This window comes from Bradyrhizobium murdochi, assembly GCF_000472965.1.
Classification (GTDB): domain Bacteria; phylum Pseudomonadota; class Alphaproteobacteria; order Rhizobiales; family Xanthobacteraceae; genus Bradyrhizobium; species Bradyrhizobium murdochi.
Genome location: NZ_AXAU01000003.1, coordinates 60,754 through 77,165, shown reverse-complemented (window position 1 = coordinate 77,165; position 16,412 = coordinate 60,754). Strand labels below are relative to the sequence as shown.

General features: G+C 60.7%; 17 protein-coding genes. 9 read left to right on the top strand and 8 right to left on the bottom strand.

From position 1 onward, the window contains the following. Positions 1 to 63 precede the first annotated feature (63 nt). The gene (locus YUO_RS0111150; RefSeq protein WP_028347321.1) at positions 64 to 906 is read left to right on the top strand and encodes an aldo/keto reductase; all 843 of its coding nucleotides are present in this window, start codon (positions 64 to 66) and stop codon (positions 904 to 906) included. Between the two features lie 34 nt (positions 907 to 940). On the opposite strand, the gene YUO_RS0111145 is transcribed toward YUO_RS0111150, so the two are convergent. From YUO_RS0111145 to YUO_RS0111135, 3 genes are read right to left on the bottom strand one after another with little or no spacing between them, the layout of a single operon-like run. Next, entirely contained in the window at positions 941 to 2,533 is a 1,593-nt protein-coding gene (locus YUO_RS0111145) for an ATP-binding protein (RefSeq protein WP_028347320.1), read from the bottom strand. Further along, on the bottom strand, positions 2,530 to 3,234 hold the full coding sequence (locus YUO_RS0111140; protein WP_028347319.1) for a response regulator transcription factor: 705 nt from the start codon (positions 3,232 to 3,234) through the stop codon (positions 2,530 to 2,532). The genes YUO_RS0111145 and YUO_RS0111140 overlap by 4 nt, the downstream gene beginning before the upstream one ends. Before the next feature lie 34 nt (positions 3,235 to 3,268). Next, positions 3,269 to 4,759, bottom strand: coding sequence for a DUF4153 domain-containing protein (locus tag YUO_RS0111135; protein ID WP_028347318.1), 1,491 nt, complete (start codon positions 4,757 to 4,759; stop codon positions 3,269 to 3,271). A gap of 294 nt (positions 4,760 to 5,053) precedes the next feature. Here YUO_RS0111135 and YUO_RS40480 point away from each other — a divergent pair, with 294 nt between their 5' ends. Together YUO_RS40480 and YUO_RS48660 are read left to right on the top strand one after the other, a co-directional pair. After that, on the top strand, positions 5,054 to 6,019 hold the full coding sequence (locus YUO_RS40480; protein WP_347335925.1) for a glycoside hydrolase family 3 N-terminal domain-containing protein: 966 nt from the start codon (positions 5,054 to 5,056) through the stop codon (positions 6,017 to 6,019). Beyond that, positions 6,019 to 6,354, top strand: a complete 336-nt coding sequence (locus tag YUO_RS48660) for a glycoside hydrolase family 3 N-terminal domain-containing protein (protein ID WP_347335924.1) — start codon at positions 6,019 to 6,021, stop codon at positions 6,352 to 6,354. The genes YUO_RS40480 and YUO_RS48660 overlap by 1 nt, the downstream gene beginning before the upstream one ends. Before the next feature lie 42 nt (positions 6,355 to 6,396). Here YUO_RS48660 and YUO_RS40475 read toward each other — a convergent pair whose 3' ends face one another. The 3 genes from YUO_RS40475 to YUO_RS0111115 form a co-directional block, all read right to left on the bottom strand. Then, entirely contained in the window at positions 6,397 to 7,572 is a 1,176-nt protein-coding gene (locus YUO_RS40475) for an OpgC domain-containing protein (RefSeq protein WP_347335923.1), read from the bottom strand. 177 nt (positions 7,573 to 7,749) lie between these two features. Next, positions 7,750 to 8,025 (bottom strand): hypothetical protein, encoded by a 276-nt coding sequence (locus YUO_RS0111120; protein ID WP_028347317.1) that lies wholly within the window; start codon positions 8,023 to 8,025, stop codon positions 7,750 to 7,752. Between the two features lie 173 nt (positions 8,026 to 8,198). Next, positions 8,199 to 8,837 (bottom strand): S24 family peptidase, encoded by a 639-nt coding sequence (locus tag YUO_RS0111115; protein ID WP_028347316.1) that lies wholly within the window; start codon positions 8,835 to 8,837, stop codon positions 8,199 to 8,201. A 130-nt stretch (positions 8,838 to 8,967) separates the two neighbouring features. Between YUO_RS0111115 and YUO_RS0111110 the strand changes: the two genes are divergently transcribed. Genes YUO_RS0111110 through YUO_RS0111100 form a run of 3 tightly spaced genes read left to right on the top strand, consistent with a single transcriptional unit; the run spans position 8,968 to position 10,291 of the window. Continuing rightward, entirely contained in the window at positions 8,968 to 9,501 is a 534-nt protein-coding gene (locus YUO_RS0111110; protein WP_028347315.1) for a GcrA family cell cycle regulator, read from the top strand. Then, on the top strand, positions 9,498 to 9,668 hold the full coding sequence (locus tag YUO_RS46170) for a hypothetical protein (RefSeq protein ID WP_156908594.1): 171 nt from the start codon (positions 9,498 to 9,500) through the stop codon (positions 9,666 to 9,668). The genes YUO_RS0111110 and YUO_RS46170 overlap by 4 nt, the downstream gene beginning before the upstream one ends. Positions 9,669 to 9,715: 47 nt before the next feature. Next, positions 9,716 to 10,291 carry a DUF6456 domain-containing protein gene (locus YUO_RS0111100; RefSeq protein ID WP_028347314.1) on the top strand — a complete coding sequence of 192 codons (576 nt, stop codon included), beginning with the start codon at positions 9,716 to 9,718 and terminating at the stop codon, positions 10,289 to 10,291. On the opposite strand, the gene bamA is transcribed toward YUO_RS0111100, so the two are convergent. Then, the gene (gene bamA / locus YUO_RS0111095; RefSeq protein ID WP_430649535.1) at positions 10,272 to 12,617 is read right to left on the bottom strand and encodes an outer membrane protein assembly factor BamA; all 2,346 of its coding nucleotides are present in this window, start codon (positions 12,615 to 12,617) and stop codon (positions 10,272 to 10,274) included. The genes YUO_RS0111100 and bamA overlap by 20 nt on opposite strands. 237 nt (positions 12,618 to 12,854) lie before the next feature. On the opposite strand from bamA, the gene YUO_RS0111090 reads away from it, so the two are divergent. Further along, a complete protein-coding gene (locus YUO_RS0111090; RefSeq protein WP_051379404.1) occupies positions 12,855 to 13,907 on the top strand; it encodes a hypothetical protein in 1,053 nt (350 codons plus the stop codon). A gap of 20 nt (positions 13,908 to 13,927) precedes the next feature. Here the strand turns inward: YUO_RS0111090 and YUO_RS0111085 are convergent, their stop codons facing one another. Then, on the bottom strand, positions 13,928 to 15,484 hold the full coding sequence (locus tag YUO_RS0111085; protein WP_028347311.1) for a winged helix-turn-helix domain-containing tetratricopeptide repeat protein: 1,557 nt from the start codon (positions 15,482 to 15,484) through the stop codon (positions 13,928 to 13,930). On the opposite strand from YUO_RS0111085, the gene YUO_RS47135 reads away from it, so the two are divergent. Both YUO_RS47135 and mddA read left to right on the top strand, forming a co-directional pair. Further along, a complete protein-coding gene (locus YUO_RS47135; protein WP_198028027.1) occupies positions 15,377 to 15,631 on the top strand; it encodes a hypothetical protein in 255 nt (84 codons plus the stop codon). The genes YUO_RS0111085 and YUO_RS47135 overlap by 108 nt on opposite strands. Continuing rightward, positions 15,628 to 16,407 (top strand): methanethiol S-methyltransferase, encoded by a 780-nt coding sequence (mddA, locus tag YUO_RS0111080; RefSeq protein ID WP_028347310.1) that lies wholly within the window; start codon positions 15,628 to 15,630, stop codon positions 16,405 to 16,407. Before YUO_RS47135 ends, mddA begins: the two co-directional genes overlap by 4 nt. The last annotated feature ends 5 nt before the right edge of the window (positions 16,408 to 16,412 follow it).

The window sequence follows — 16,412 nt, the reverse complement described above, 5'->3', positions numbered from 1 at the left end:
GTGGAGACATCATCGCCCGTTTCGTCTATGGTCCGCGCGGCTCCATGGACGAACGAGGCGACCTTGCAAACAAGAAAATTCGGTACCAACGGCCCCGACGTCTCCGTGATCGGGCAGGGCACCTGGTATCTCGACCACGGCGACCGCAAGGCCGCGATTGCGGCGCTGCGTCGTGGCATCGAAGCCGGCATGACCCATATCGACACCGCTGAAATGTATGGCGATGCCGAGCCCGTGATTGCCGACGCGATCGCGGGGCTGCCGCGGGAAAAGCTCTTCCTGGTCTCAAAGGTGTTGCCGAGCAACGCCTCGCGGCGCGGCACCATCACCGCCTGCGAGCGCTCGCTGAAGCGGCTGAAGGCCGATTATCTCGACTGCTACCTGCTGCACTGGCGCGGCTCCTATCCGTTCGAGGAGACGGTAGCGGCGTTCGAGGAACTGGTGACGAGCGGAAAGATCCGTTCCTGGGGCGTCAGCAATTTTGATTCAGATGATCTCGACGAACTCGTCGATATCGCAGGCAAGGGCAAGATCGCCTGCAACCAGGTGCTCTATCACCTGCGGGAGCGCGCGATCGAGCATGCCGTGATCCCGTGGTGCGAGAGGCATGGCGTCGCCGTCGTCGCCTATTCGCCGTTCGGCCACAATGACTTTCCGTCGCCGCGCAGCAAGGGCGGCGAGGTGCTGCAAGCGATTGCCGATGCACACAAGGCGACCCGGCGCCAGGTAGCGTTGGCGTTTCTCACGCGTACGGCGTCAGTGCTCGCGATTCCGAAAGCCTCCAGCGCGGAACACGCGGCCGAGAATGCGCGGGCGGGAGACTTGAAGTTGAGCGAGGCCGATATTGCCGCGCTCGACAAGGCTTTTCCGCGCGGCCCCAAGCCGCGGGGGTTGCCGATGCTGTAGCCTCTCTCCCTGCGCTTCGCGCGTCTGACGGACTTCAGGCGGCCGGAAACTGCAGCTCGAACGCGACGCCCTTGTCGGATGACAAAAGCCGGATCGATCCGCCGTGGCTGGCCATGATAGCCTGGACGATCGAGAGTCCCATTCCCGTGCCGCCGGTGTCGCGGCGCGTGGTGAAGAAAGCGTCGAAGATCTTCTCCCGATTCGCTTCGGATATTGGATCGCCGTCATTTCTGACTACCATCCTGACGGATCCGTTTTCCTCGGCCGCTTCGAGGCGCACGGCCTTGGCGTTATGACGGATGGCGTTGTCGGTCAGATGCGACAACACGATCAGCGCCTTTTCGCTGGACATGCCGATCGAGCGATCCAGGCACCCCGTTGCGTCGATCGCGCGTGTCGGAAACCGGCTCTTCAATCCGCCGATGACCTGCGACAGATCGGTCTGCTCGTTCTGAGGTGCAGCCTCGGCGCGCGCCAGTTCGCGTAAGCGCTGGGTCATGGCTTCCAGGCGCCCGGTATCGCCCAAAATGTTCGATATGAAATTCTTCTGCTCCATCCGGGTGAGGGTGTCTGCCTTGCTCTGCAGGGAATCCAGCAGTAGTTCGGCGGCACCCTTGATCGATGTCAGCGGCGACTTCAATTCGTGGGTAAGGTGCGCCGAGAAGGTCGCGATGTAATCCGACCGCCGTGACAATTGTTCGGCCATGTCGAGAAAACTGTGCGACAACTGGGCAAACTCGCGCGTGCCGTAATGGGCGAGGGGCCGAAATGCATCGCGATCGCCACGGCCGATGCGCGCGGCTCGATCGACCAGCTCGCGCATCGGGCGGGTGATGGTTCGGGAGAACACCAGTCCGATAAAGATGGTCGCGAAAACAACCGCAAGTGCCGCCAGAATGAACTTGCCGCGTTCCTGATAGAGATGGTCGAAGATGTTGCTCGGGGTCCTCGACGTATAGATCACGCCCGCGACGCGGTTGTTGACGACAACAGGCATTGCCGAGAACACGTGGACGCCGACGCCGCGGCTGATCGAATAGATCGGAGGAGGAGGCTTGTCGGGTTTGCGAATCCGCAGGGCCGCCCGATATTGTCCTTTGAGCGCCGTGGCTATCTCCTCGATATGGGCGAGCGATTGGCCTACCTCGTCGCGGCCGGCAATCACAACGCCATGGGGGTCGAGGATGCGGAAGCCGGCCAGCGTGACTTTCTGAGTTTCCCGGATAATCGGCGTCAGCCGCGAGCCGATCTCGACATAGGGTTGCGATGCGGGCGCGCTTGCTGGAAGTGCGTCAGGCCGTCGCCGAAGTAGGTCGGCGCCGGCAGCGAGATCGAGCGCGGGTCGGATCGGCGTAAGCTGGTCTTCCCGGCCCAGGCGCGCCTCGGGCGGAATTTCGGCGCCGAGCGCAATGCCGGCGTTAAGGCGGGTTTCCACTTCCCGGGCATAGACCGCGGCAAGTACCCGGCTTTGCGCGATCAGCTCGGCCTGGGTTTGGTGAATGAGCTGATTGTCATAGAGGCGGAAGAAGAATAGCCCGACCAGCGGCAGTGTCGCCGCAGCGGCGAGCGCGGCAAAAATGACCTGTCCTACCGACGGCCGCCATTTTTCAGCCTTGCGAGGAATCATGCCTGGAGCTCGCATCGCCCGAGCTTGAAGCCGACGCCGTGTATGGTTTCGATGACGTTGTCGCAGTTCACGGCGGACAGCTTGGCGCGGATATTGCGGATGTGGCTGTCGATGGTGCGATCCGACACCTGGATGTTGAGCTGATAGGCGGCGCTCATGATCTGCTCGCGGCTGAAAACGAGCGTTGGCCGTGTCAGGAATGCCCTGAGGATTCCAAACTCGATGGCCGTCAGGCGCAGCGGCTTGCCCGCAAACTCGGCAATATGCTGGCCGGGATCGACGAACAATTTGCCTTGCGACAGCGTGGCAGTGGACGCCTTTGCGTCCTGCCCGCGCGAGATGATGCGGCGCAGGATGACGTTTACCCTCGCTACGAGTTCGCGCGGGCTGAAGGGCTTGGTGACATAGTCGTCACCACCGATCTCCAGGCCCAGTACGCGATCGATCTCGTCGTCGCGCGCAGAGAGAAACAGGATCGGAACGTCTGAGGTTTTTCGTATTTCGCGGCAGACGTCCAGGCCGTCGAATTCCGGCATGCCGATATCCAGAATGATCAGATCCGGCTTGTCGGCGGCAAAGCGGGTCAACGCTTCCTTGCCGTCGCGCGCTTCAAAGACGGTCATTCCGGCTTTCCTTAGTGCAACCCGGATGACCTCGCGTATATGAAGGTCATCGTCAACGATGAGAATGCGGTGCGTCAAACGTCTCTCCCGGCGCAATCGGCTTGCAGTCGAACTAACCTGTGGTCGAACTCTTCGGTTGGGCTTCCAGGGCACGCTGGAGGCGCCAACTCCGAAAGCCCCAGGAGCGCCAGGAAGCGGTCTCTTTCGCTAGTTGTTCTACAAGGCAACTACGGCGGGAAACAAGGGCCGGATCGAACCCGCGAAGGGCCGTGGCGCGGTCGATGGCAGGCAATGCCTGCGGCCCGAGGGATAGCAAATAGTTCATATCGATCCACACTCCTTTGCCGCCCGCTTCGCGGCTATGGCTGACATTATAGTCGGCGACGATGGCGGTGAAATTCACCAGTGAACAGATGTAGAGAGTTGCCGTCAGGGTGATCAGGTTGGCGCGGATCAGCCAATCATTCGAACGGTTCAGCACGATGCGGGCGACGATGAGCACGAGGCCCAACGCGACCAGTACCATCCAGATGAAGGCCGCGACGCGCCACCAGGTCAGCAGATAGATTTGGACATAAAGATCGAGGCGCAGGATCGACGACATCACCAGCAGAACATTCTGCGCCACCCATAGATAGACCAGCGGCCGAATCACTTTCGATTGCTCGGCCGGCCCACCTGGTCTCATCGCGGCCAGAACGAAGCTTGCCGCCAGAAGCGCCGTGACAATGAGGGGATAGGCGCCTCGATGGGCGTAGGAGGCGTAGCTGATATCGGCGGGCAAGGCCACGTTGCCCCAGAGATAGATCGCATCGAGGATGGTTTGAACAGCAAACAGCAAGTTGAACAGAATCAGCGAACGCAGGATCGTCGCGACGCCGAAAAACTCCATCCGGTCCGATCGTGGCGCCCGGTCCAGAACCGCTGCTTCGACCAGGGCGGACGAAACCGCCATCTTGCTGCGCCACCAGACATGGATGAAGGGCCATATGATCGACAGCGCCACAGCCCAGAACAATATCCGACGCAGGCTCAGATAAGAGGCGGCGTCGCCCGGGTTCATCACGCGGATCCACTTCTCCAGCAATGGGTTTGCCGACACCAGAAGAAGAACGAAGATGCCGCCGAGGGCCACGGGAATGAACCATATCGTAAGACCAGTCTTCAGTGTCGGCAGATTGAACAAGCCTATGGCATCCCGAAAAAGCCTGAAGGGACCGACCAGAAACAGATCGCATAACGCCGCCGCCTGTTCACTGAGCTTGTACCTTTGCAGGTTGGTGGTCAGCAACAGACCAACGCCGAGCGCCAGAATCATGAAGGCCAGAGAAGCCGCGTTGAATTCCTCGATAGCCGGTACAAGTCCGGCCAACACGAGCACGCCGGCCAGCAGCATCCGACTTCTGTTCAACGTTGCGAAGTTGGCGGTGAGTGAGCCCAGAGCCAGCGCGAGCGCAAAGACGACCGCAGAAATTCCGATTTGTTGGCCGTAGAACAACCAGTCGGTCAGGGCCGCCAGCGCCACGGCAATCGCGGGTTTGACCGGGAGCGGACTCGCCTGAGCGGAGCCTGCATCGGATGCCGGCGTGGTTAGGTCGGTCATTGTTGCGCTACCTGTCTGGAGAGGAAAATTGCAAATCAGCGCCGTCGCGGGTCGCTCGCAAAGCCACCACCCGTCGTTAGCTAATCTTGTGGGAACAGGCATTCGAAGACCGCCGCTGAGTTGCAAGACGGACTATCTGGCGCGGTTGTGCAATTGGTTGGAGCGCCGTCTGCAAGAGTTCAGGATTTTTCTGCAGTTTCCGTGCAGGTGCGGTTATGCGCTCGCGCCGGCGAGACAAGTTTGATACGGGCGATGGTCTCGTCTGATCCCCTTGCCCAAACTCCCATCATTTTCATGCAAAGTCTCAAACGTATCGGCCTGATCCTGGTCTGGCTCGCTGGAATAGCCTTCGTTTTCGCTGCTGCGAACAAGAACGATCCCTATCTGATTTCGCTGCGGGGAACGGGAAACATCGCTCTGGCTACTGCGAGCGTGGTTGTCGCCGTCTTGCTCATCCGTCGCGGCTATTGGAGAAGAGGCGTCGCGGGAAGGGCGCTCACACTGCTGTGGTGCCTGCCATTGCTGTCGATGCTCGGTGCGCATGCTGCGTTTGAATGGCGCAAGCAACGGGTTCTGCGGGCAGATGCTGCACAGGTCCGCAGCCTTGGAAAACATTTTATCGTTGGCTACTCGTCATTCCCGGAGGTTTCAGTTCTCGCCGAGAAGGGCCTGATATCCGGCGTCTACATCACCAAGCACAATGTCGCGGGATCGTCGGCGACGCGTCTGAAAGAGGAGATTTCGGCGCTACAGGCAAAGCGGCACGCTGCCGGCCTGCCGCCCCTGATCGTCGCGGCCGACCAGGAAGGCGGTATCGTATCGCATCTGGCGCCGCCTTTGACCAAGCTGCCGGCGCTATCGACGCTTGCGAGCCTGGCGCCGGACGTGCGCGCCGAGAAAGCACAAACGTTCGGGCGCACTCATGGGCAGGAACTGGCGGCGCTCGGCGTCAGCCTGAATCTTGCGCCGGTGCTGGATTTGCGACCTGAACTGAAGCGTAGCCGGTTCGACTTCAATACGCTGATCGGCCGCCGCGCGATTTCCGATGATCCGGCGGTCGTCGCCGAGATCGCACGAGCTTATGTGAACGGCCTCGAAGCGTCCGGCGTTGGAGCGGCTGTCAAGCATTTTCCGGGGCTCGGCCGCGTGCGAGCCGATACTCATCATTTCAGCGCTGACTTGGATACGCCGCTCGATGAACTCGAAGCGTCGGACTGGATTCCATTCAGGAAAGTGCTGGCCGGCACGAAAGGCAACTGATGATCGGGCATGTGACGCTGACGTCCGTCGACCCGGACCGCGCCGCGTCGCATTCCAAACGCGTCGTCGACGGCATCATTCGCAAAAAATGGAGCTATCAGGGTGTCATCATGACCGACGACCTCGTGATGGGGGCAATCTATCAACGCAATGTCTGCACGGCAGTAGTCGAGGCGCTCAATGCCGGCGTCGATCTGCTGCTGGTCGCCTTCGACGGAGCGCAGTTCTATCGCATCTTCACTTGCGCCATGGCGGCGTCGGCCGAAGGCAGGTTCGACGCCGCCATGTTGGGCGACAGTGAGACGCGGCTGAAAGGGGCGTTCCCTGTGGATTGAGGGACCGCGGTGCGGGGGCGGAAGGCAAGATGCCGGCGCAAACTACTTCGCGAACCGGCCTTCCTTCGGCAGCTCCGTCATTCCCCGGGTCCGGAATGCGGGCTTGTGATCCTGCTGTTTGGACCACGACACATAGTAGGCGATGGCTATCATGATCGAAATCCCGGCGAAGCTGACCAGGACATGCAGGGCAAGCGAATCCGGGCCTGTGATCAGGACGAGATGCGCGGCAAACGAGAGAAACACCCCGGCGCAAAACACGGCCAGCCATTCCTCGCCGCACTTCATGATCGGCTGTAACGCCTGCCATCGGAAGCCGCGCCAGCTCCGCGGCACCATGTAGGTAAAGAGAAAGGCCAGCGCCAGGAAATGAAGCACCCTGTAGGGGGCAAGGTTCTCCCCATCGTTCGAAGGAAAGATATCGCGCAGGAAATCCGGCACAATGCCAGCTTGCGGAAACTTCCCTGCAACGGTGACGACCAGCGCAAAGAGCAGGTACAGCCACGCCGCGGTGCGCAGGATTGCGAGGCCCTGTAGGGTGCGTATGGCGTGCACCTGGCTGGCACCGCCCAGCGCAAACCAGGCGCCGAGCACAAACAGGAGCTGCCAGGAGAACGGGTTGAGATGCCAGCGTCCGTCCGGAAACGAAGACAGATTCCAGTCGAGCAGGCGGGATGCGAAGTAGAGACCAAACGATCCGGCGATCGTGAGGTTCGGCCGCCGCATCATGCCGAACAGCACGATCGGAAAGAACGCCATCAGCACGATGAACAGTTGCAGCACGTCGAGATTGAGCGGCTTGGCCTGAAGCAGCAGGCCGTGAATCAGCGTCCGGATCGCATGGTCGACGATCCCCGTAACATTGAACTCGCCGATCAGTTCGGGGGCGCGGGATCTGCGCGCGACATATCCGATCAGTTCGATATAGATCACGAACAAAACGACGTAAGTGGCGTAAAGTTGCCACAGGCGCTTGAAAACGCGGGTCGCCGACACGACCAAACCGCGTTCCAGCATCATCTTTCCATAGAGGATCGCGGCCATGTAGCCGCCGATAAATACAAACAGGTCGGTAGCGCCGCTGAAGCCGAAATTGCGCATGGTCAGCAGGCTGACCGCATTGTGCGGGACGTGATCCAGAAAGAGAAACCAGGCCGCGATGCCAAGCAGGAGACAGAGTCGGAGATCGCGGTCGCGCGCGGCGAGCTCGGCCTTCATTGACGGATGCATTGTTGGCTAAGACTTTACATGTCGGAGAAATCGAATCGCGAATCTAGTGCGATCGTCCGCGCTGTCCGAATAGACTTTGCGTGAACAATAGTTAAGCAAGTTGTCGGCGATTAAAGCCCGCCCAGTAATCACAATGTTTTGAGGGAATAGCGTGACCGAACGTGATCACGCGCTCTCGTGCTTGCGCAGATCTCGGATGTGATCGAAATGGCTGGCCTGCAGATCGGCGCCCGTCGCGCCGATGTCGGGAATGGCCGCCTCGCTCAGAATATCGGCCGTGATGTCCTCGACCGAGCAATCCGCGATTTCGTGGATGAAGCTGATATTGCGGTATTCACCCGACGCGACCCGGGAGACGACCTCGCGCCTTGTGATTTCCGGATCGACAATGGCCTCGCGACCGCGGCGGCCGTAGTCGATCATCACGACGAAATATTGCATGCTGGCGATCTGACCCTTATCTCCCGCGCGCCGGAAACGATGGGGAGAGTATTTCTGAAAATCGGAAATAAGTCAAGCGAAAATTCCGAAAAACAGAAATTGCAGGCAAAGCGTCAGGGAGACGGTCGCGCCTCAGCAGGATTTGTTGATTCGGAAGACGAAAGCTGCCTTGATTACTTTTCCGGCGTGCGTCCGCCGGTCGCCCTTGCTGCCTTGCGCGAGCGGGCCGCGGCCTTGTTGCGCAATCGTTCGATCTGGCCCCTCGGCAGGGTGACGCAGATCTCGCCGATCCATTCCAGCTTTACGCCGGTGATCGGCTTGGCATTGAAGCTCGTCAGGTTGACCGACGCTGGGGATTTTCCGCGCGCGATCGTCTTCAGATAACGCTCGCCGGTCTTCAGGCGGACCGCGGCCTCCTCGCCGTAGAAGCTCGACAGCGGGTGGCGCTGCTCTCGGTAGACGACGATAACATCGCCGTTTTCGTACTTTGGCAGCATGGAATCGCCGGCCACCTCGAAGGCGATGGTTTCTTCCGCGATCGGGAAGGGCAGTTCGACTTCGCCGAGGCCTTCCGGCGGCACCTGCTCGTGTTCCGGCTCGATCGAGGCGCCGGCGCCCACCCGACCCATGATCGGCACCGAATTCAGTTCGAGATATTCGATGATCGGGGCGATTTCAGATGCCTTGATCAGCCGTATCCCGGACAGGATTTCCGAAACCGCGCCAGGACGAACGCCCATCGCGGCGGCCAATCCGCCCTTGGTCTTGCCCGGCTTCTCCAGGCCCCGCTCGATCAACCTGATGTCCAGCATGGTCACTCCTTTCCGAATTTCAGAAACAATAGCAGTTCCGATTATCAGAAATCAAGCTTGACTTTCATTTCGGAATATCAGAAATTGATTGCCGGCATCGGGCGGCGTTGACAAGAGCAAGGACAACAAGATGGAACTGTCGAACTGGGCGCCCGAGCACTCGGACGCGCTGCGGGAATTGCTTGCCAAAGGCATGAGCTATTCGGAGGCCGCGCGAGCGATCAATTCACGATTCAATACGTTTTACACTCGCAGTGCAGCGCTCGGGCGCGCACGGCGTCTCGGACTAGGAGCTGACGGTCGTCTGCAACCGTCTATGCCCACCAAGCCGGCCGACCTGCACGACATCGGAGAACCTCGTGCCAGTGATTCCAGGACGTCTGCGCTTGTCTGGCCGGTGCCGTTGTTTAAGGAGATCAAGCCGCTCAAGCTGCGCTGCGCGGCGATCGAGCCACGGCATATCTCCCTGACCGAGCTGGAGAGTGGTGACTGCCGCTATCCCTATGGCGGCGATGAGGAGAGTGAGGTTATTACTTTCTGCGGTCATCCGCGCCGCCCGGGTTCGGCTTACTGCACGCCCCATTTTCATTTGAGTCGCAACCCGGTCGTGCCGTCCGAACACGCGGTGAGCACCGCTCTGCTGCGGATGTTGGAGACGGCATGACGAACGTTGCTGTCACATGCGTCGCCGACCGGCTGAAACGGCTGCCGCGTCGCCACCGGATCGCTCACCTGCGTGCGCTGATCGGACTTCAGCCGGAAGGCTGCGGCCGGCGGGATGAATTGTCCCAATTGCTGCGCGACGAGATATCGAGCGCATCAACCGAATAGAACTCCGGGTCGATACCGAAATTCACTGTTTTCAAGGAGCATATCAGATGCCGAGAGCTAAACGCCGAAAGCCGTACAATCCCGCCAAGGCGCACGACCGGAGGTCGCGCGATTTGTTACGCAATGCCGAAGTCGCAACCGTCGAGGTCGACAACCCGCTGGCGTTGGAGCCGGGTGAGAAGATCGTTGCCTTGCGTTCGATTCGCAACGATCCCCTCGCTCGGTTACATTCCCACCGCCAGATCGACGAGGCGCAGTATCAGGCGGGGAGGGCGTTCCAGAGCGACTGGGAGAAGGCGGAGCGCGGCCCGCGCGCGGTCGATCCGAGCCGGGAATATGTCGATGGCGGGCAGCGACGCGAACCGATCACCGAGGGTCAACGCAAGGCCGTGCTGCGGTTGAACCGTGCCGAGCGCGAGCTTGGGGCGGACGGCTCGGCGCTGGTGCATGATGTCCTGGTCCAGGGAATGACGATGGAACAGGTCGGCGAGCGGAGGGGACTGCGCACCAAGCGATGGCATGAGTATTTTTCAAGGCGATTGCGCGAATGCCTCGACCGGCTGGCGCTGTTGTACGGGTTCGCGACGGAGCATCCCGTTTCGGTCAAAACCCTCCCGCGCTGAAGCGCAGAGGCTGCACCACGTCATACGCCGCCTTCGTCAACGGCACGGCATAGTCGACGGTCAAGGCGCCGAACGGCGAGGCCCAGGTCAGGCCGGCGCCGACCGACGAGCGCACGACATTCTTGTTGGCGACCTGAAGCGATGCCGTCGATCCGCTGTAGCGGAATACGCTGCCGGCGTCGACGAAGGCCGTGGCCCTGAGGCCGTATTCGTTGGGCACGCCGGGAATCGCGCTCTGCAGTTCGGCGGTCGTTGCCCAATAGGCGCTGCCGCCGACATTATCCATCGTGGTGCCCGGCGTCAGGTCGCGTGGGCCGAAGCCGTTCGGGGCAAAGCCTCGCACCATGGTCGGGCCGCCGAAGAAGTTGTTCATCAGCGGTACCTGCTGGCCGCCCCAACCGGTAACGTAGCCGCCCTGGGCGCGCACCATGCCAACCAGATCACTGCTGAGTGACTTGTAGTACCGCACGTCTTCCGTAGTTTTCAGGAATTTCACGTCGCCACCCAGTCCGGCCAGATCCTGGCTGAGCTGCGATCTGATTCCGCTGGTCGGGCTCTTTGTGTTGTCGAGCGTACTGTAGGTCGTCGTACTGCCGGGGGCGGAGACCCACGTCGGGCCGGCGGCGGCCGCCTGCCGGACGGCCAACGAGGGCGTCAGGCCGGAGCTGTTCGGCCATAGCGTGATGTTCTGATTGTAGATCGAGTAGCGCCACTGCACGCCGAGCTCCTCGTTGATCGGCGTGCCCAGTTGCAGCCTCGCGCCGTAGGTGTTGCTGCCGTAGGATTGGTAGCTATTGGCGTCGTTCTGGCGACCGAAAAGTTCGATTCCCGCGGCGACCTTGGTGCCGAGAAAATACGGTTCAGATGCGGCCAGGTTGATGCCGCGCGCATATTGGCCGTACGTGAAGGTGGCCTGCACGTTCTTGCCCGTGCCGTAGAAATTGCGCTCGCCTACTTTGACCTCGACGAGCGCACCATCGACAGTCGAGTAGCCGCCAGCGATGTTGAAATCACCGGTTGCCTGGTCAACCGCCTCGACATCGAGGATGACATGATCCGGCGCCGAGCCCGGCCGATTCGATATTTTCACCGTCTTGAAGTAGTTCAAGTTTTTGAGGCGCCGTTCGGCCCGATCTATCAGTGTCTTGTTGTAGGGATCGCCTTCGGCGATATCGAATTCGCGCCGGATCACGTAATCGCGGGTCCGCGTGTTGCCGTGAATTTCGATCCGCTCGACATAGGCTCGAGGCCCCTGTTCGATCACGAAGGCAACGTCGATGCGTTGCGCCGTGGCATCACGGGTAAGTCGCGGCGTCGCCTGGGCAAAGGGATAGCCGAGCTTTGCCATTTCGATCGCCAGCAGCTCCGTGGTCTTGTCCAGGGTGTTGCCGTCGAACACCGCGCCTGGATGGGCGGTGGGAAGAGCACGAAGCTTGTCGCAGTCCATGCCCGGAATGTTGCAGGCGACGCTGACTTCCCGGAAGTGATAAAGCGGGCCTTCGTCGATTGCGAAGTTCAGCGTGAACCCCTTCGCCGCCGGATCATACTCCGCCTTTGCCGATGACACGCTGACATCGGCGTAACCTTTGCTGCGGTAGTAGAGCCGTAGCTGTTCCCGGTCTTGCGCGACGCGGTCGGGATCGTAGACGTTGCCGCCGGTCAGAAAACTTAGCATATGGGTGGCGGAGGTCTTGATTACGGCGCTGAGCTGTCGCTTGCCGAAGGCCTTGTTGCCCGTGAAATCGATCCGCTGTACCGGAGTCTTTGCGCCCTCCGTTACGGCATAGATGAGGTCGACCCGGCCGTTGCCGCGGTCGATGATTTGCGGATCGACGCTGACCTCGGCGCGGCCGACACGCCGGTAGGCCTCGATGATGCGGCCGACGTCGGACTGCACCGTGGCGCGTTGCAGCGAGCCGCGTGGCTTCGATTCGATGGCGGCGGCGAGGTCGGCGTCCTTGACTTTCCTGTTGCCTTCGAATGCGACGCGGTCGAGTACAGGCGCTTCGGACAGATGCACGACAAGCCGATCACCGGCGCGTTCGATGGAAACTTTCTCGAACAGGCCGGTTGCGATCAGTGCTTTCAGCGCCGCATCACGCGCGGCATCATCGAAATGTCCGTCGGCGTTTGGATGAAAGTGTGAGCGTACAGCCTCGGCGTCGACGCGGCGGTTGCCTTCGACGATGATCGTATCTTGCGATGGCGGCGCGGCTTCGGTGACGACCGGCGTCGCGAAAATCAAGCCGAGGGCGCCGGCAAGCCGGCAAACGGCCACCCCCGATCGGAACGGTCGGTTGCGCTGCGTGATGCGTCTGATCTCCACGTCCCGGCGGACTCCCAGTTGATCGGCTGAGATCGAATTGCCCGCGCGGGGCGAAAAAATGTCTGGGATAAGGTGAGGTGCGGGCAACTTTTTCGCGACGCGCCACAATTTAGACGTCTTCTGTTAATGCCGATTTTCTCAGAATTGTCGCAATGCACGCATCATGCTTCGCCATCGATAGAGCCTCGGACGCTCGCGCAGGAACCGCGCAGGCGTCGGCGCTCGCAGGAGCATCACATGCGATATGCCGCCTTCATTGCCGCTGCGCTCATGCTAATTCAGCCCGCGCATGCAGAGAAGGCGCCGGAGGTCGATCCGCGCGCCTCGCTCGGGGTAGTCCAGCAATGGATCTATAACTATCGGGCCAAGCCGGACTATGCCCATGTCCCGGCAGCCGTGCGCGTACTGTTTCATTCGCAGACGTTCAAGGAGCCTGAGAACGCTGGCATTTACCTGGGCTTTATCGCCGGTGCGATTGGTTCCAACCCTGCCAAGGCCGAACAGCTCATTGCCAGTTTCTTCCCCGTTCGGCCGGAAGACGAATGGGTGATCGTCCGCGCCATCGCCTATTCGGGGCTGCCTGACTGGAGAAACGTTTTGCGCCGGGTCGCGCCGCGAATGCCGGGCAGGCGGGTCATGATCGATAGCTATCTGGCGGGCAAGCTGCCGACCTTGGCCGAAATCCCGCTGGAAGAGGCAAAGCCCGGCATGATGGACAAGTTGCGCAGCGCCTTCACCAAGAATCCGTTTGCCAAGGACGAGCGGAAGCTGAACACGACACTCACGCTGGCGAGCAACCAGGATTTGCTGGATACGCTGTGGGGCTACTATTTTGCGACCGGTTCGCATGCGCCGATCCAGCGCATTATCCAGATGCTGCCATGGAGCAAGAGCCGCGACACGATCGACAAGCTGACGGTCGGAAGCATGGCGCGCTATACGTTGGCAAGCTACGCGATCCGTGATGCAAATTTGCGCGAATACCTCCGTAGCGAACTTGCCAGACAGCCGGCGGCGGTCAAGGCGCCTCTCACCGAAGTGGTCGAGGCGGCGGACACGGTGCAGATCGCTGCTCTCCGCAAGGATGCGCTGGCCGCCGTGGATGAACTCAAGACCAAGGGCTCCGATAGCCGCCGGAATCTCAGCTTCTGGGGTCAGGTTGGCGTCGGCGCGGTTGCGCTCGGCTGCGTCTCTGCGGCTGCGCTAGGGCAGGTCGCAGTCGGCATTCCCTGCGTGATCGGAGGCTCGGCCTCGCAGGGATTGCTGTCGTTCTGGGAAAAGCAGCAGTAATCGAGGCCGGTCGCGGAAGCTCACTCCAATCCGGCGCGGCGAAAGCCTTCGAGATAGTGCTCGCGATCGGCATCGAGCTTCCAGGGTAACTGCGTCGCGATCCAGGTGAGCGAGATATTCGGCTGGGTCCGGCGCAATTCCTGAAGCGCAGCGCGCGCGAGTTCGATCTGGCCGGTCATGCCGGCGGCGACCGTCAGCACCCGATAGGCGCCGGTGAGGTCGCCGCGCTGACGCGTCGCCTCGCGCGCCAGTGCGATGGCTTCCTGATAGTTCCGGCCCACGAACTGGGCATAGGCGGCAACGCCGTAGTAGATCGCCGAAGAGGGATCGCGGGGACTCTGGCGGATGGCGCGTTGCGCTGCCGCATAGGCGTCCATCCATCGCCCGGTATAAGACAGCGCCAGGGCATAGTACCCCTGCGCCAGGGAGAAACTGGGGTTGAGCTGGAGCGCCAGTTCGAACTCGGCCAGCGAACGGTCGAGCCGGCGCGTGGAGAAATACACGCTGCCGAGGGCCGTATGGGCCCAGGCATCCTCGGCGTCGGCGGCAATCGCCGCCAATGCCGCTTGCTCGGCGACGGGTGCTGCGGTTGCAAGATCGGTCCAGCCAAGATGCACGCCGAACATATGGTTGGTCGCGAACAGCGCCAGCGCCTGGCCGTAGTCCGGATCGAGCGCAATGGCGCGTTCCAGCAGCGCTTGCGCGGCGAGGCTGTCGGGTTGCGTTACACGCCAGTGATGCGACAGCGCGCGCATCACCAAGTCCCATGCATCGATGCTGTTGGGTGGCTTGCGCCGACTGCGAAAATTCTCCGCGGCGTAAATCTGCGGCTCGATCGCGGCGACAATGGCGTCCGTGATCTCGTCCTGTATCGCGAATACGTCAGTCAGGTCGCGGTCGTAGTGCTCCGCCCAGATGTGGCTGCCGGTTGCCGTGTCGTTGAGCTGAGCGGTGATGCGTACGCGGTCGCGGCTTCTTCGCACACTGCCTTCGACTACGTAGCGCACACCAAGCTCGGCAGCGACCTGCCTCATATGCACCGGCTTGCCTTTATAGGCGAATGACGAATTGCGCGCGATCACGAAGAACCAGCGCAATTTCGACAACGCAGCGATGATGTCCTCGCTAATTCCGTCGGAGAAATACTCCTGCGCCTGGTCGCCGCTCATATTGTCGAACGGCAGCACGGCTATCGCCGGCCGGTCGGGCAGCGCGAGTCCCGCACGTGGCTGTTCTGCCTCCATTGGCAATGCGACCTGTGCATCGCACGGCCCATTCACGTCGCCGACGAAGCGAATCCCTTTGCGGGAAATGGTGCGGATGAGTCTCTGTTCCTTTCCGTTGTCGCCAATCGCATTGCGGGCAGCGTTGATCCGGCTGTCCAGCGTGGAGTCCGAAACGGTCCGCCCACCCCACACCAGCGCAATGAGATCATCCCGGCTGACCACGCGATCGCGGTGCTTCATCAGGTGAACCAGCAAGTCGAATACTTGCGGCTGCATCGCAACCAGATCGCCGCCACGGCGCAGCTCGCGACGATCAGTGTCCAGGATGTGATTATCGAAGTTGAATATCACTTGCCCGTCGCATCTGTTCTCAAGAAACAATCAAGTCCGTCTCATGAAGAGATCAAGCGTCAGGCAAAGACCTGTCGCCGTTCGCCGCGCATCCTGCCAAAACCGGGAGTTCCAATCCCATTGCCCGGAGTGGAGCCAATTTCATGACGGAAACTCAAACCACCCTCAGCCCGGCGATGCCGGGCAATCGAGTGCTAAGATTCACTGCATTTCTATTCGGATGTGTGGCCTATCTCACATTTCTGTTCACGATTCTGTACGCCATTGGGTTCGTCTCGGGTCTCGCGGTGCCGAAGACGATCGATAGCGGCGCGAAAACGGGGATGTTCGAGGCAATTGTCGTCAATCTCGGGCTGATGTCGCTATTTGCCATTCAACATAGCGTCATGGCACGTCAGGCGTTCAAACACTGGTGGACGCAGTTTATTCCGAGATCAATCGAGCGCAGCACCTATGTGTTGTGTGCAAGCCTGACGCTTCTGTTGCTGTTCTGGCAATGGCGTCCGATGCCGGCCGTCATCTGGAATGTCCAAGAGCCTGAAATGGCCATGGTGATCGCGACGCTGTCATTCGTGGGTTGGGTGATCGTGTTCACGAGCACCTTCCTGATCAATCATTTCGAACTGTTCGGATTGCATCAGGTCGCCAACAATCTTGTCGGCCGCGACATGCCGGCGCCAGTCTTCCGGACGCCGCTGTTCTACCGGTTTGTCCGACACCCGATCTATCTCGGCTTCATCATCGCCTTCTGGGCGGCCCCGACCATGAGCGCCGGCCATCTGCTATTCGCAGTGGTGACCACAGCCTACATCTTTATTGGTATAATGCTTGAGGAACGCGACCTCGTCGGCATGTTCGGCGACGAATATCGCCGTTATCGAGAGCGCGTTTCGATGCTGTTTCCATGGCACAAACTGACCTAGCCACT

What these genes read in the sequence shown, in the direction of transcription:
- YUO_RS0111145 (WP_028347320.1), bottom strand. Translation starts at nt 2,533, where the DNA reads ATGATTCCTCGCAAGGCTGAAAAATGGCGGCCGTCGGTAGGACAGGTC.
- YUO_RS0111135 (WP_028347318.1), bottom strand. Translation starts at nt 4,759, where the DNA reads ATGACCGACCTAACCACGCCGGCATCCGATGCAGGCTCCGCTCAGGCG.
- YUO_RS40480 (WP_347335925.1), top strand. Translation starts at nt 5,054, where the DNA reads ATGCAAAGTCTCAAACGTATCGGCCTGATCCTGGTCTGGCTCGCTGGA.
- YUO_RS48660 (WP_347335924.1), top strand. Translation starts at nt 6,019, where the DNA reads ATGATCGGGCATGTGACGCTGACGTCCGTCGACCCGGACCGCGCCGCG.
- YUO_RS40475 (WP_347335923.1), bottom strand. Translation starts at nt 7,572, where the DNA reads ATGAAGGCCGAGCTCGCCGCGCGCGACCGCGATCTCCGACTCTGTCTC.
- YUO_RS0111120 (WP_028347317.1), bottom strand. Translation starts at nt 8,025, where the DNA reads ATGCAATATTTCGTCGTGATGATCGACTACGGCCGCCGCGGTCGCGAG.
- YUO_RS0111115 (WP_028347316.1), bottom strand. Translation starts at nt 8,837, where the DNA reads ATGCTGGACATCAGGTTGATCGAGCGGGGCCTGGAGAAGCCGGGCAAG.
- YUO_RS0111110 (WP_028347315.1), top strand. Translation starts at nt 8,968, where the DNA reads ATGGAACTGTCGAACTGGGCGCCCGAGCACTCGGACGCGCTGCGGGAA.
- YUO_RS46170 (WP_156908594.1), top strand. Translation starts at nt 9,498, where the DNA reads ATGACGAACGTTGCTGTCACATGCGTCGCCGACCGGCTGAAACGGCTG.
- YUO_RS0111100 (WP_028347314.1), top strand. Translation starts at nt 9,716, where the DNA reads ATGCCGAGAGCTAAACGCCGAAAGCCGTACAATCCCGCCAAGGCGCAC.
- YUO_RS0111090 (WP_051379404.1), top strand. Translation starts at nt 12,855, where the DNA reads ATGCGATATGCCGCCTTCATTGCCGCTGCGCTCATGCTAATTCAGCCC.
- mddA (WP_028347310.1), top strand. Translation starts at nt 15,628, where the DNA reads ATGACGGAAACTCAAACCACCCTCAGCCCGGCGATGCCGGGCAATCGA.